This window comes from Streptomyces sp. NPDC092952 (assembly GCF_044754785.1).
Taxonomy (GTDB): domain Bacteria; phylum Actinomycetota; class Actinomycetes; order Streptomycetales; family Streptomycetaceae; genus Streptomyces.
On the sequence record NZ_JBIVPT010000017.1, the window covers coordinates 1 to 14,218 of the forward strand.

The window sequence follows — 14,218 nt, forward strand, 5'->3', positions numbered from 1 at the left end:
TGCGGATCCGCTACGAGATACGAGCCGATCTCCACCTCGGACTACTCCAACTCGCCTGCAGCATCATCTGCTTGCGAAGACTCCGAACCTCATTTTGAAATGATCAGTAAGAAGGCCCTGACTCCCAATGAGCAGCCGACGCTCCTCGCCAAGAGGCCCTATGACCTCCGGCACGCCGGGATCTCGTTCTGGCTGCACTCCGGCGTGGATCCTGCCGAATGCGCGCGCCGGGTCGGTCAGAGCATCCAAGTGCTCTTCCAGTACTACGCAAAGTTCCTGGACGGTCTTCAGGAGCATTCCAACCGGCTCATCGAGGAGTCGATGCAGGAGTGGAGCCGGCGCAGCGAAGACGGCAGCGCCAAGGGCTGAGCCGCAATCTGGCCCGTGTATGGCCCGGAACTGCTGGTCAGGACTGGGATACCGGTGGGATGAAATGGGAGAAGGGGGGTATTTCGGCACCTCTCCCACAGGAAGGCTCGAGTGCTCCAAGGAGGCGCCTGACCCGAGGAAAACCCCAGGTCAGGCGCCTTCTTTCGTGCCGCTAGAAGAACCCAAGCTTCTTCGGCGAGTAGCTCACCAGCAGATTCTTCGTCTGCTGGTAGTGCTCCAGCATCATCCGGTGGTTCTCCCGGCCGATCCCGGACTGCTTGTAGCCGCCGAAGGCCGCGTGCGCCGGGTACGCGTGGTAGCAGTTGGTCCAGACCCGGCCCGCCTGGATGGCGCGGCCCGCCCGGTACGCGGTGTTGGTGTCCCGGGTCCAGACACCGGCGCCCAGGCCGTACAGCGTGTCGTTGGCGGTCCTGATCGCGTCGTCGAAGTCGGAGAAGGACGTGACCGCGACGACCGGGCCGAAGATCTCCTCCTGGAAGACCCGCATCCGGTTGTCCCCCTCGAAGACCGTCGGCCGGACGTAGTAGCCGCCCGCCAGCTCTCCGTCGTACTCGATCCGCTCCCCGCCCGTGAGGATCTTCGCGCCCTCCCGCACACCGATGTCCAGGTACGAGAGGATCTTCTGGAGCTGGTCGTTGGAGGCCTGGGCGCCGACCATCGTGTCGGTGTCCAGCGGGTGCCCCAGCACGATCTTCTCGGTGCGGGCGATGCCCGCCTCCAGGAACTCGCCGTACAGCCCGCGCTGGATCAGCGCGCGCGAGGGGCAGGTGCAGACCTCACCCTGGTTGAGGGCGAACATGGTGAAGCCTTCCAGGGCCTTGTCCCGGAAGTCGTCGTCGGCGTTCCACACGTCGTCGAAGAAGATGTTGGGCGACTTGCCGCCTAGCTCCAGCGTCACCGGCTTGATGTTCTCGGAGGCGTACTGCATGATCAGCCGGCCCGTCGTGGTCTCACCGGTGAAGGCGATCTTCGCGACGCGCGGGCTGGAGGCGAGGGGCTTGCCCGCCTCCGCGCCGAAGCCGTTCACGATGTTCACGACGCCGGGCGGCAGCAGGTCGGCCACCAGCTTCAGCCACACGTGGATGGAGGCCGGGGTCTGCTCGGCCGGCTTCAGGACCACCGCGTTGCCCGCCGCGAGCGCCGGGGCCAGCTTCCACGTCGCCATCAGGATCGGGAAGTTCCACGGGATGATCTGGGCGACCACGCCGAGCGGCTCGTGGAAGTGGTACGCGACCGTGTCGGCGTCGATCTCGCTGAGGGTGCCCTCCTGGGCGCGCAGCGCACCGGCGAAGTACCGGAAGTGGTCGATGGCCAGCGGAATGTCGGCGGCCAGCGTCTCACGCACCGGCTTTCCGTTGTCCCAGGTCTCGGCGACCGCCAGCTCCTCCAGATGCGCCTCCATCCGGTCGGCGATCCGGTTGAGGAGCAGCGCGCGGTCGGCCGCCGAGGTGGCGCCCCAGGCGGGGGCCGCGGCGTGGGCCGCGTCGAGGGCCAGCTCGACGTCCTCGGCCGTGCCGCGGGCGATCTCGGTGAAGGGACGGCCGTTGACCGGGCTCGGGTTCTCGAAGTACTGGCCCCGGACGGGCGCCACGTACGCGCCGCCGATCCAGTGGTCGTAGCGGAACTCGTACGAGACGATGGCGCCCTCGGCACCCGGCGCGGCGTAACGGGTCATCTCTGTGGCCTCCCGGATCCGGTGCCGCCCGCCGTCGGGCGGCCCTCGGCGCGAGCCTAGGAGGCCGCACGTTGCAACCCCGTTGCGCCGCGCCCGGGGATCAGCGCTGTTCGGACTCCAGCGCATGGGCCCTGGCGAGCAGGGCCGGGCGCTGGGCGGGCCGGGCGGCCGAGGCGAGTGCCCGCCAGACCGGGAGGTCGTTCTCGCCCCAGGGGCTGTACGCCCAGTCGGCCAGCAGCCCGGGGTCGCCGCGGGCGATCAGAGCGGCCCGCAGCTGGTCGTCGAGCCGGCGCCGCAGGCGGATGACGGACGGCGACTGCGAGGCCGGGAGCAGCGGCCCGGAGTACGCGTTCATCGCCGCGGCCACCGCCCCCGACGCCAGCCTGCGCGCCACCGTGTCGAAGTCGGCGTCGACCGGGGAGGCCAGCCGGTACGGGCGGGAGAGCAGGAGGTCCGGCCCCAGCAGACGCCGCAGCCGGGAGAGCTCGGCGCGCAGGGTCACCGGAGTGACCGACTCGTTCTCGTACAGCTCGACGAGGAGTTCGTCGCCGCCGAGGCCCTCGGGGCGGCGGGCGAGCGTCACCAGGATCTCGCTGTGCCGCCGGCTGAGCCGCAACCGCCGGTCACCCGCCACCAGCAGGGCCTCGTCCCGGCCCAGCGCGCTCAGCCGCACCCTGGTGTCCGGCGCCGGGGCCAGCAGTGCGAGCTGGCTCTCGGCGGCGCGCGCCACCGCTTGCACGAACGCCAGGCTGTGCGGGTGGGCGAGCCCGTCCCCGCCGGTGATGTCCACCGCGCCCAGGACCCGGCCGGTGTGCGGGTCGTGCAGGGGGGCCGCCGCGCACGTCCACCGCTGCACCGGGCGCAGGTAGTGCTCGGCGGCGAAGACCTGCACCGGCCGGTCCACGGCCAGCGCCGTCCCCGGGGCATTGGTTCCGGCCACCGACTCGGCCCAGCGGGCCCCTTCCACGAAGTTCATCCGGCCTGCGGCCCGACGGGGTCCCGCCGGACCCTCGACCCAGAGCAGCCTGCCGTGCGCGTCGCAGACCGCGAGCAGGTGCTCCCCGTCGGTCGCGTACGCCCCCACCAGCTCGCGGATCAGCGGCATGACGGGGGCCAGCGGGTGCCCGTCCCGGTACGGGCCCAGGTCCTCCGGGCCCAGCTCGACCAGGGGCGCGCGATCCGGACCGACCCGGGCCCTGGCCGAGCGCCGCCAGGACTCACCGACGACCGGCCGCACCGGTCCTTCCAGTCGGCCGGCCGTGGTGAACGCCTCGTGCGCGCGGCGCAGTTGGCCGATCCGCTCGCCGGGGTCCGCGCCGGCGGCCAGCGCCACCCAGGGGTCCTTCAACTAGCCCTCCGGTCCAGGGGAATCGTGCATCCCCATCGTCACCGCGGCGGGCCGCCGCGACAACCGCCGCGCACCGGAAGCACCGGTTCGGGTGGTGCGGCCGGATCAGCCCGTCGAGTACAGGTTGACGAGCCGGATGTAGCGCACCCAGTCCCACTGGGGGCCGGGGTCGGTGTGGTCGGTGCCCGGCACCTGGGCGTGGGCGAGGATGTGTGCGCGGTCCTTCGGGATGTTGTACCGGTCGCACACCGACGCGGTCAGCAGCGCGGACCGTTCGTACAGGGCATTGGTGAAGTAGGAGGGCTGGTCCACCCAGCCCTCGTGCTCGATGCCGATGCTGCGCGTGTTGTAGTCCCAGTTCCCCGCGTGCCAGGCGATGTCCTTCTCCCGGACGCACTGGCCGACGTAGCCGTCCGACGAGCGGACCACGTAGTGCGCGGAGACCTGCTTCGCCGGATTCTGGAAGATCCCGATCGTGTTCCCGTACGTCTCCTGGGTGACATGGATGATCACGTACTGCACGGGATAGGCCGAAGGGCGGCTCGACACCGTGTAGTTGGAGGTGGAGGCGGGCGTCCAGTGCGCGAGAGGGTAGTCAGTGTCGCCCGCCGTGGTCGCCGCCGCGGCCCGGGCGGAGGCGGGCAGCAGGGCGGCGGCCGCGGTGGCGGCGGCTCCCTGGAGAATCCTTCTGCGGTGCATGAGCGCTCCTGTTGTGTGGGGGGAGAGGGGCGGGACAGGGCAGGGGGAGGAACGGACGGAGCGGGAGGAGGGACGGGCAGGGTGGGGGAGCCCGGCCGGTGTCAGCGGTCGAACACCGCCGATGTCTCCCGCAGATGGCGGTGAAGGCCACGGTGGGGGTCACCCGCGGGAAGCCATTCCTTGCGGATCTTCGCCACGCTGGTGTAGTTCGTGTCGCACACATTGGCCAGCGGCGCCTCGCCCGCCTGGCTGATCAACTGGTACGCGTCGAGCTCGGACAGGCCGTAGTCGCGCGAGAGCCACTGCACCAGGTCCAGCTGGGAGATCCGGAACGCGTCCTCCAGCGGACGGGCCGATCCGGTCGACATGAGGTGGGTGTCGGACTCGATGCGCGGCCACGGCGTACTGACGCCCTTCAACAGCTCGACCAGCACCACCGTGTTCATCGCGCACTCCACGGCCACCCCGCAGGTCTCGCCCTCGCCCTGGCGGGCGTGGCCGTCACCCAGGCTCAGCAGCGCGCCCTCGACGTTGACCCCCAGGTAGCAGGTGACGCCCGCCCGCATCTCGGGCGTGTCCATGTTGCCGCCGTGCGCGTCCGGCACCAGCGCGGACCGGACCTCCAGATTGGCCGGGGCCACCCCGACCGTGCCGTGCATCGGGTCCATCGGCAGCTCCACCTGGATGTCACTGTCCCGGGCGCTGAACAGACAGGTGCGGCGTGCCCGGTCCAGCTGCCACATCCACACCACCTCGGGCAGCGGGGCCTGCAACGAAGCGGTGGTGTGGGTGGAGGTGAGCGCCCCGAAGAGCGGAACGGTCGTCGAGGCGGCCCAGTCCCTGGCCGGTTCGATCGAGACGAAATGGACCGCGACCGTGTCCCCTGGCTCCGCGCCCACCACGTGGAACGGGCCGGTCTGCGGATTGAGGAACGGGAACTCGCAGACCTCGGAGACCAGATCCTTCTCGGAGCGGACCCGTCCGGCGAAGCAGTCCTCCGTATAAAGGTCGAGGAAGGTGCCCGGCTCGATCCGGGCCACCGGGGCCGCTCCGCCGAAGGTCCAGGCGTACTCGCCCTCCTTGGGCCGGACGGTCAGGACACGGGGGTCGCTCATCGTTGCTCTGCTCCTGTCGCAGTCGTCCCGGCCGGTACCGGGTCGTCGTCGAGGTGGATCCGCCCGGTCTCCGCCACCCGCTCCGGATGCCGGCGCATCAGCACCACCAGCACAACGACCCCGATCAGCATCCAGACACCGACGACCGGGCCCGCGTACGACACGGGTGCGCTGAGCTCGGAGACGAAGTCGAAGGCGGGGATCCCGGCGGCGGTCAGCAGCGCGGGCACGAACGCCGCGATGCCCAGTACGGGGAAGAGAAGGTGGAGTACGGGGTTGAAGGCTTCGCGGCACCGGCGCAGGAAGTATCCGGCGCACGACAGGTTCACGATGATGTACACACCGATGATCACGGTGACGATCACCGTCGCCAGCAGCGTGAACGCGGTCACCGGGTCGTAGGCGAACCCGAGCCCGAGCGTCGCGCCGACCGCGATCACGAACTGTGCCGCCACCCCCATGACGGGGGAGCGCCGCCGGGGGTGCAGCCGGGCGAAGCCCCGCGGGAACACCCCGATACGGCCGAGCGCGAACGCGGTACGGGTCGACACATTGGCACACGCGTTGGCGTTCGCCACGGTCGAGTTGACCACGGCGAGGAAGAGCAGCACCCAGAACAGCCCGAACGAGGCACGGGCCACCCCCTCCCACGAGGCCGCGCCCGAGCTGCCGAACCCGGCGAATTCGTCGGGCCCGAAGTACACCGACATGGCGTACGTGGTCAGCACGTACACCAGGCCGATGGAGAGCGCCGCTCCGAGTACGGCCCGCCGCATCGTGCGTCTCGGGTTCTTCGTCTCCTCGGCGAGCGGGGCCGCGGCCTCGAATCCCGCGAAGGCGAGCACGGTGTAGACGGAACCGGCGAAGATCCCGCTCGTACCGCCGTATCCTTCCGCGGTGTGCGACGTGCCGAACACCGAGAGGGTGTTGTCGGAACCGGCCTGGCCGATGAGCAGCGCCGCGAAGACGACGAAGACGAGCACCTCGAAGATGCCGAGCACGGTTCCGAAACGGGCCGAGGCCCGTACCCCGAAGTACCCGGCGAGCGCGATGATCACCGCCCCCAGCAGTGACCACGGCCACCACAGGTCGGCCGGGTAGGAGGACCACTCCTGGTGCAGGGTGCCCGACACGGTGAAGCCGAGCTGGAGCAGCAGCAGCGCGGGCACCAGCGCCTCGACGAAGACATAGCCCCAGCCGACGAGGAAGCCGATGGCCGGATGCAGCCCTTGGGCGGAGTAGGTGGCGACGGATCCGGCGGCCGGCAGCCGGCGGGCCAGCTCGGCGACGCACGACGCGGTGAACAGGCAGGCGACCAGGGCCACCACCACCGAGAGCGGCAGACTGCCGCCCGCGAAGGCGGCCCCGGCGGGGATCGACGCGGCGATGGCCGCGGCGGGAGCCATCGCCGTGACACTCTGGAACAGGACCTCGCGCAGCCCGACGGCATCGCGTAACAGCCCGTTGTTCGATTCCCCCGACATCCCTGGCTCCCTCTGCGTCCGATGACCGGAAGGCGGTGTCCGATGTGCGGCCGTGCGTCTCGCGCGCCCTACCGTACGGGGCGCCGCACGGCTCGCGGAAGACGGTGGGAGAGGGAAACGGTTCCCCCGCTCGGGGGAGGACACCGGCATGTACGGCGATGTCGGTACGGACGTGTCACGGACGAGGTGGAGCGAGGATCCCGGTCCCCGGCGGGACGGGCCGCCGGGGACCGGGGCGGGGCGGCGCACACGGGCAGGCGCCGCGCTCCGGTCAGCCGCGCAGCGGGCGCGGCAGCTTGATCTGCGTCACCGATGTCCTGATGCCGCTGTCGACCAGACGGCCGTCGGCGTCGAACGCCTCGGGGCCGTCGGTCATCCCGAAGTCGTTGTCGTTGATGATCGCGACGGTGTCCCGGCCGGTCACCGCCACCCCCTCGATCTTCCCCGGCACGCCGGGCACCTTGCCGAGGTCGACGACCAGGCTCTTGCGGAGCACCGGCACACCCGCGGCGGCGGGGTCGCCGAGCTGCTCGTAAGACGGGGACGTCGTCGGGTCGTCCCAGGCGGAGCCGAGGATGCCCCGGCCCTGAGGGAGCGTCACCCGGTGCAGCCGGGCCGCCCGGTCCGTGCGCTCCTCGACCAGCAGGTCGCTTCCGCCGAGCGCGACGACCGAGGAGATCTTCAGCTCGGAGGTGTCGTCCTCGCCCGGGTCGACGACGTCCACCGGGTCGAACCGGTAGGCGTACTCCGCGGTGACCGCCTGCTTCTTCGTGGAGAAGCGCAGCAGCCGCACATTGCGCGAGGACTCGCCCGCGCCCTGGTCGGGCAGCGAGAGCGGGCTCTGCACCGCGATCACCAGGTCGCCGCCCGGCAGGAGGGCCAGACCCTCGAAACCGCGGTTGATCTTGCGGTGCAGCAGTACGCCGGGCAGCGCCTCCACGACCGGGTAGTCCGCACCGGTCAGACCGAGCCCCCGCGGCACGTAGCGGGTGAGCACCTGGCCGCGCGGCGAGACGTGCACCAAGGAGGGGCCGTACTCGTCGACGAGCCAGAAACTTCCGTCGGCGGCGCGGACGATGCCCTCGGTGTCCAGACCGTCGGGGTTGTACTCCAGCGGCGTCGAGGCGTCATAGGTGTACGGGGCCTCGTCGCGGCCCGACTGGTTGGAGAGCCCCGTCACCGGTGCGCCGGAGCGGGTGGTGACGGGGATCGCGTCCACCACCCGCAGGTGCTTCCCGCTGACCCGCACCTTGACGATCGACGGGTTGAAGCCGGGCACCGGGAAGGTGCGCCGCTTCTTCCCGTCGACCTTGATCTGCCCGTTCGGGCCCCGGTCGGTGACCGTCCAGAACTCGCCCGGGCGCTCCGCCGGGTAGATGTCGCTGCCGATGCCGCCGAGCTTCACCCCGCGGTCGTCCGGGACCGTTCCCGGCAGCAGCCCGTTGCTGAACCGGCCGAGCGGTACGTCGCCCAGTACGGCCGTGCCGGTGACCCGGGCCTGGTGCCCCGGGCGTCCGTGACCGTCCGGCGCACCGGTCGCCGTTCCGGCCACGCACACCGTCGCGAGCACGGCGAGCGGCAGCCCGGCAGCGAGGGAACGGCGGACAACACGCACGGACATGGAACCTCCTGGAGAACGAACAGTCCTGACGGCCGTCAGGTTCCGTGTCCGTTCTCAACGGAAGGTGACATCGGACTGAACGCGCGGGGGGAACGCGGCGGCGGCCCGGGGGAGCCCGGGGCCGCCACGTCCCGCGTCGTCCCCGCTCAGCCCTCCGCCGGGGCCGAACCGCCCAACGCGGCCGCCGGATCCTCGTCCGCCGGACCGGCCGGCACCCACCGCCCGTCCTCCTCGCGCAGTGGCCACCACCGCCCGTCCGGCCCGAACCGGAGCTGGACGCCGCCGTCCGCAGAGGTCCAGCGGTTGCCCTCCTCCCGCAGCGCGGGCCGCTCGCCCTCGTCCCATGCCGCCGCGATCCGGGCCCGCGCCCTGGCCAGCGCCTCCCGGTCCGGCACCCACTCCTCCTCCAGCACGGTGAGCGCGGCGACCCCTCCGTACCGCCACGCCCGGACCGCCGCGTCGAACTCGGCTGGGCTCCGCCGCGAACCGGCCGCCAGCCGCTTCGCGATCCACGGGGCGGGCCGGGCCTCGGCGGCCAGTCGCACGGCATCCTGGCGCGGTGTCAGGAGCGTGGGCGGCGGCTGGTGCCCGTGGCCGGGGGCGAGCGCATCGGCCAGCATCCGGTGGGCGCGCGCCGCGCCGTCCGCCGCCAGCAGCTCCAGCGCCGCCGGATCGATACCGGCCCGCGGCTCGGTCTCGGTGTCCAGCGAGGGAGCCGGCCCTGGCGCGTCGGGCAGCGGCGGAGGCGCGGGCAGCGGGGGCAGGATGTCCCGGGCCGCGAACGCCTCGTCGGCCGGTACGCCCTCGTCGTCGACCGGTACGGCGGAGCTGCCGTCCGCCCCGGCGGGCCCGTGCCCCTCCGCGCGGGCCGCGATGCGGATCTGGAGTTCGTCCAGGAGCCGCCGCTCACCGCGCCCCCGCATCAGCAGCAGCACGAACGGGTCCTGGTCCAGCAGCCGCGCCACCTGGTAGCAGAGCGCGGCGGTGTGCGGACAGTGGTCCCATGCCTCGCAGGTGCACTCCGGGTCCAGATCGCCGATCCCGGGCAGCAGCTCCACCCCGGCCGCCTCGGCGTCCTCCACCAGATGCGGGGGCATCTCCCGGTCCAGCAGCGCCGCGATGTGCCCGGCCCGCTCGACGGCCATGCCGAGGAAGCGGTCCCACTCCGCCGCGTCCAGCTCCTGGAGCAGCACGTCGCTGCGGTACGTGGCGTCGCCGTCGCGGACCAGCGCGGTGATCCGGCCGGGCCGTACGGAGACCGCGCCCACCCGGCCCTCCCGGGCGAACTTCCGCCCCTTCTTGAGCTGTTGGCCGTCCAGCGCGGTGTCCTCCAAGGCCTTCAGCCAGGCCCGGCCCCACCACGTCACGGCGAAGCCCCGGCCCTGTGCGGGCGGCAGCGCGGCGAACGTCCGCTCCTGGCCGGGGCCCGTCGCCTCCTCGTCCTCGCCCGTGTACGCGTCGCCCTCGTACGCGTCGTGGTCGCTCTCGTGCGTGCCGTTCATCGTGCGCCCCCTCGCAGCTTTACCAGCTCGGCCAGTTCCGCGTCGGACAGTTCGGTCAGGGCCGCCTCGCCGGATCCGAGCACCGCGTCCGCGAGACCCTGCTTGCGGGCCAGCATGTCGGCGATCCGATCCTCGACCGTGCCCTCGGCGATCAGCCGGTGCACCTGGACCGGCTGGGTCTGCCCGATGCGGTACGCGCGGTCGGTGGCCTGTGCCTCGACCGCCGGATTCCACCAGCGGTCGAAGTGCACGACATGGCCGGCCCGGGTGAGGTTGAGGCCGGTTCCGGCCGCCTTCAGCGACAGCAGGAAGACCGGTGCCTCGCCCGCCTGGAAGCGGCCGACCATCGCCTCGCGCTCGGCGACGGACGTACCGCCGTGGAGGAACTGCGTACGGACCCCGCGTGCCGCCAGGTGCCGTTCGAGCAGCCGGGCCATCCGTACGTACTGCGTGAACACCAGCACGCTCGCCCCCTCCGCCAGGATCGTGTCCAGCAGCTCGTCCAGCAGCTCGACCTTGCCCGAGCGGTCCGCGACCCGCGGTTCCTCCTCCTTCAGGTACTGCGCCGGGTGGTTGCAGATCTGCTTCAGCGCGGTCAGCAGCTTGACGACGAGACCGCGCCGGGCGAAGCCCTCGGCGCCGGAGATCGCGTCCAGCGTCTCGCGCACCACCGCCTCGTACAGCCCCGCCTGCTCGGCCGTCAGCGACACCGTGCGGTCGGTCTCGGTCTTCGGCGGGAGTTCCGGCGCGATGCCCGGATCGGACTTGCGGCGCCGCAGCAGGAACGGCCGCACCAGAGAGGCGAGCCGTTCCGCGGCCGCCGGGTCACCGCCCTCCACGGCCCGCGCGTAACGGGTGCGGAAGGTGCCGAGGCGGCCCAGCAGGCCGGGGGTGGTCCAGTCGAGGATCGCCCACAGCTCGGAGAGGTTGTTCTCCACCGGGGTGCCGGTGAGTGCCACCCGGGCCCGGCCGCCGATCGTCCGCAGCTGCCTGGCCGTCGCCGAGTACGGGTTCTTCACGTGCTGTGCCTCGTCCGCGACCACCATGCCCCACGCGGTCCCCGCGAGCCTCGGCGCGTCGAGCCGCATGGTGCCGTACGTGGTGAGGACGAACTCGTCGTCCGCCAGTGCCGCGAGGCTGCGCGCGGAGCCGTGGAAACGGCGTACGGGTGTGCCCGGCGCGAACCGCTCGATCTCCCGCTGCCAGTTCCCCATCAGCGAGGTGGGGCAGACCACCAGCGTCGGCCCGGCGGCGGACTCGACGGTCCGGCGGTGCAGATGCAGCGCGATCAGGGTGATGGTCTTGCCGAGTCCCATGTCGTCGGCGAGGCAGCCGCCCAGCCCGAGCGAGGTCATGGTGTGCAGCCAGTTCAGACCACGCAGCTGGTAGTCGCGCAGGGTGGCGGCCAGTGCCTCGGGCGGGCCGATCCGCTGCTCGGCCCCGTCCGGATCGGCCAGGCGCCGGCGCAGCCGCTCCAGCCAGCCGGTGGCCTGCACCTCGACCCGGCGCCCGTCGACCTCGGCGGAACCGGTGAGGACGGCACCCAGTGCGTCGATCGGGGCCACCTTGCGGTCCTGGGTCTCACGGGCGCGCCGGGCCTCCTCCGGGTCGATCAGCACCCACTGGTCCCGCAACCGCACCACCGGCCGGTTCGCCTCGGCGAGGCGGTCCAGCTCGGCCCGGTCGAGCCGCTGATCCCCCAGCGCGAACCGCCAGTCGAACGCCAGCAGCGCGTCGGCGGAGAGCAGGGGCTCCGCTCCGGACCCCGTACGGGCTGCGCCGCCTCCTTCCTCGTCCCGCTCCTCGTCGGGCGGTCCGATCACGGCCCGTGCGGTGAGCTTGCGGGCCAGCTCCTTGGGCCAGTGCACCTGGACACCGGCTGCGGCCAGGGCGCGCCCGGCAGGGCCGAGGAGCTCGACGAGCTCGTCGTCGGCCGGGTCCACTGCGTCGGGGACCGAGGCGGACAGCAACGGCGACAGCGGGGGCCAGGCGCGGGCGGCCCGGCGCAGTGCCAGGAGCACGTCCATCCGGGCGCGCGGCCCGAACGCGGCTGCCGTGCGCGCGTCACCCGCCCAGACCTCCGCGGCGTCGGCGACCAGCGCGGGGTCACTGACGCTGTGGATCTGGAGCACCACGCGGAAGGCCGGGCCACCGGACCGCCCCTCGTCGGCGCCGTCCGCGTCCGGGTTCCGCGCCTCCGGTGCGGTGAGGCCGGAGACCTCCACCCGCAGCGAGAGCCGTACGCCCGCGTCGTGCCCGGCCGCTACGTCGGCGGCCCAGGCCCTGTCGCCGGGCAGTTGCTGGGGCTCGTCCGAGGCGAAGGCGGGGCCGCCGCCGGCCGCCACGGCGGCCGGGGTCCTGGGCAGCCCGTCCGCCACGGCGTCGAGGAACGCGCGCAGCAGGCGTTCGGGCCCGGGGAGCAGAAGAGGCCGCCCGGCCGGACCGTCGAGGGGCAGCGCGTGGGCCGACGGCGGCATCGAGGCCGCGAGCGTCCGGATCAGCGCCTGGTCGTCGGCGGTCAGCGGGCCGACCCGCCAGGCATCGTGATCGGTGGCGCTCAGCCCCGGCAGCAGCAGCCCCCGGGCGGCGAACTGAAGGGCGAGGAGCGCGGCCGCGCCCCAGAACGCGGCCGGGCCTGACGCGTCCGCCGAAAGGCGCGCACGCGTCAGCACCGGCAATGCCTCCCGGACCGGGAGGAGCCGTGCCGGTACGGCGTACGGCCGTGCGTCGGCGTCGACGACGGTGAGCTCCTCGACGGTTCCGGGACCGTCGGGCGGAGCGCTGCCGTCCGGATGCCAGAAGGCGATCCGGCCGGTACGGGAGGGGTCCCCCGGGAGGAAGACCACGGAGCAGGCGGAGAGTGCGGAAATCTCGGAGAGCGTTGCGGCAGGAAGTCTGTGCACAGCGAAGCCGAATTCCTCAAATTTGACTAGTGGGATGTCGGGGCGTCGGGGGCGCCGAGGGTACCCCACCCCCGCCCCGCGACGTGAGCGCAATCGCTGTGACATGGGACATGTTCCCAAGCCCCTGGCTGTGCCCTCATGCCGGAAGGCGCTGTTCCGGGACGCCGGGGTGGAGACAGCACCCCCTGGGGGAAGGGGGTTTGCCCCCAGGGTTCCGGGGTGCTGGCGCCATGGTCGGCACACCCGCGACAGCCCTACGTTTTTCCAGGTCAACGCAGCTTTTCAGAGACCGGAGACATCATGCCCCAGGCCATGGCCGCCACGACGGGAGCCACCCGCGACGGTGCGGCAGGCGCTGCCGCGGAAGATCCCGCCACCACGCCTGCGGCAACCGGCGTGGAGGAAGCCGCCCCGCCCCGGGGCAGCGACTTCGCGCCCTTGCTCAGGGCGGTTAAGGGGCAGGGCCTGCTGGACCGGCGGACCGGCTGGTACACGACCGTCATCACCGTCAACCTGGCCGCACTGGCCGCCGTGATCACCGGAATGTTCCTGCTCGGTGACACCTGGTGGACGCTGTTCCTCGCGCTGCCGCTGGCGGTCTTCTGGTCGCGCACCGCGTTCATCGGGCACGACGCCGGACATGCCCAGATCACCGGCGACGGCCGGGCGGTGCGGGCCATCGGCCTCGTCCACGCCAATCTGCTGCTCGGCATGAACGAGGCGTGGTGGAACGACAAGCACGTCCGCCACCACGCCAACCCCAACCACATCGACAAGGACCCGGACGTCGCCGTCGGGGCACTCGTCTGGACCCGGCACCAGGCCGCCCGGCGGGCCGGCTTCGCCCGCTGGCTCACCCGTAACCAGGCCCGCCTCTTCTTCCCGATGCTGCTCCTCGAAGGCATCGCGCTCAAGGTCTCCGGCTTCCAGTACCTGCGCCGGCAGCCCGCCCGGGAGCGCCTGCTCTCGGCCCTGCTCCTCGTCGCCCACCTGGGCCTCTACGCCGCGCTCCTCCTCGCCGTCCTGTCGCCGGGCAAGGCCGTCGCCTTCGCGCTCCTCCACCACGCGCTGTTCGGCCTCCACCTGGGCATGGCCTTCGCGCCGAACCACAAGGGGATGGAGATGCCCGACCCGGACGGCGAACGATGGGGCCACCTCCAGCGCCAGGTCCTCACCTCCCGCAACGTACGCGGCAGCGCCCTCACCGACTGGTTCCTGGGCGGGCTGAACTACCAGATCGAGCACCACCTCTTCCCGAGCATGCCCCGGCCCCACCTGCGGTTGGCCCAGCCCCTGGTACGGGCCCACTGCCAGGCACTGGGCATGCCGTACGCGGAGACCGGGCTGGTCGAGTCCTACCGGCAGGCGCTGCGGCACATGCACGAGGTCGGCGAACCGCTGCGCTGAACGTCCGCCGCTCCTGGAACCGACGGACACGCACAGGCGTTCTCACAGCAGATGCGGCTTCGGGCCGTGAAGGA

The 14,218-nt window shown here is 72.2% G+C and carries 10 protein-coding genes and 1 pseudogene; 3 read left to right on the forward strand and 8 right to left on the reverse strand.

What is annotated here, in order from left to right; all coding sequences use genetic code 11:
* Nucleotides 1–98 (forward strand): annotated as a pseudogene (locus ACIQGQ_RS29630) (IS5/IS1182 family transposase); the annotation flags it as partial.
* A 1-nt stretch (nucleotide 99) separates the two neighbouring features.
* Nucleotides 100–369, forward strand: coding sequence for a hypothetical protein (locus ACIQGQ_RS29635; protein WP_402401294.1), 270 nt, complete (start codon nucleotides 100–102; stop codon nucleotides 367–369).
* 172 nt (nucleotides 370–541) lie between these two features.
* Here ACIQGQ_RS29635 and ACIQGQ_RS29640 read toward each other — a convergent pair whose 3' ends face one another.
* The 8 genes from ACIQGQ_RS29640 to ACIQGQ_RS29675 form a co-directional block, all read right to left on the reverse strand.
* Nucleotides 542–2,065, reverse strand: a complete 1,524-nt coding sequence (locus ACIQGQ_RS29640; RefSeq protein WP_402401297.1) for an aldehyde dehydrogenase family protein — start codon at nucleotides 2,063–2,065, stop codon at nucleotides 542–544.
* 100 nt (nucleotides 2,066–2,165) lie between these two features.
* Nucleotides 2,166–3,413, reverse strand: a complete 1,248-nt coding sequence (locus tag ACIQGQ_RS29645) for a GAF domain-containing protein (RefSeq protein ID WP_402401300.1) — start codon at nucleotides 3,411–3,413, stop codon at nucleotides 2,166–2,168.
* 105 nt (nucleotides 3,414–3,518) lie between these two features.
* Complete coding sequence (locus ACIQGQ_RS29650; RefSeq protein WP_402401303.1) at nucleotides 3,519–4,112, reverse strand: N-acetylmuramoyl-L-alanine amidase; 594 nt, start codon at nucleotides 4,110–4,112, stop codon at nucleotides 3,519–3,521.
* A 101-nt stretch (nucleotides 4,113–4,213) separates the two neighbouring features.
* Nucleotides 4,214–5,227 (reverse strand): acetamidase/formamidase family protein, encoded by a 1,014-nt coding sequence (locus tag ACIQGQ_RS29655; RefSeq protein WP_402401306.1) that lies wholly within the window; start codon nucleotides 5,225–5,227, stop codon nucleotides 4,214–4,216.
* Nucleotides 5,224–6,711, reverse strand: coding sequence for an APC family permease (locus tag ACIQGQ_RS29660; RefSeq protein WP_402401309.1), 1,488 nt, complete (start codon nucleotides 6,709–6,711; stop codon nucleotides 5,224–5,226). Before ACIQGQ_RS29660 ends, ACIQGQ_RS29655 begins: the two co-directional genes overlap by 4 nt.
* A 271-nt stretch (nucleotides 6,712–6,982) precedes the next feature.
* Nucleotides 6,983–8,332: an esterase-like activity of phytase family protein gene (locus ACIQGQ_RS29665; protein WP_402401312.1), complete on the reverse strand. Its 1,350-nt coding sequence runs from the start codon at nucleotides 8,330–8,332 to the stop codon at nucleotides 6,983–6,985.
* A 146-nt stretch (nucleotides 8,333–8,478) separates the two neighbouring features.
* Nucleotides 8,479–9,834: an SWF or SNF family helicase gene (locus tag ACIQGQ_RS29670; RefSeq protein WP_402401315.1), complete on the reverse strand. Its 1,356-nt coding sequence runs from the start codon at nucleotides 9,832–9,834 to the stop codon at nucleotides 8,479–8,481.
* Nucleotides 9,831–12,737, reverse strand: a complete 2,907-nt coding sequence (locus tag ACIQGQ_RS29675) for a DEAD/DEAH box helicase (protein WP_402401318.1) — start codon at nucleotides 12,735–12,737, stop codon at nucleotides 9,831–9,833. Before ACIQGQ_RS29675 ends, ACIQGQ_RS29670 begins: the two co-directional genes overlap by 4 nt.
* A 300-nt stretch (nucleotides 12,738–13,037) precedes the next feature.
* Between ACIQGQ_RS29675 and ACIQGQ_RS29680 the strand changes: the two genes are divergently transcribed.
* A complete protein-coding gene (locus ACIQGQ_RS29680) occupies nucleotides 13,038–14,144 on the forward strand; it encodes a fatty acid desaturase family protein (protein ID WP_402401320.1) in 1,107 nt (368 codons plus the stop codon).
* The last annotated feature ends 74 nt before the right edge of the window (nucleotides 14,145–14,218 follow it).